The 243-nt window shown below is 72.0% G+C and carries 1 protein-coding gene; it reads right to left on the bottom strand.

Annotation, left to right across the window (positions count from 1 at the left end):
* A partial coding sequence (locus tag CVH10_RS23565; protein WP_146143359.1) for an MFS transporter occupies positions 1-243 on the bottom strand: 243 nt, incomplete at both ends.

Here is a 243-nt window from a genome sequence, read left to right as displayed (position 1 = left end):
CGCCGACCTCGGCGGCCTCGAGCACCCGCGGGGCATAGTAGATGATGAAGTTGCGGCCCGAGAGCTGGCTGAAGAAGGCGATCAGGAAGGCCAGCAGGATCGGCAGCCGGAAGCGGCCGGAGAAGAAGCCGGCGTGGGCGCGCTCCTCGCTGTCCTCGGCCGCCTGGATCACGGCGATCTGGGCGTCCACGACGGCGGCGGCGTCGAGGCGCAGCAGCACCTCGCCGGCGCCCAGGGTGTCGC

The sequence above is a fragment of the Halomonas sp. ND22Bw genome (assembly GCF_003011945.1).
GTDB lineage: Bacteria > Pseudomonadota > Gammaproteobacteria > Pseudomonadales > Halomonadaceae > Halomonas > Halomonas halophila.
Note: the sequence above shows the minus strand (reverse complement) of the source record. Positions and strands in the feature narration are given on the sequence as shown.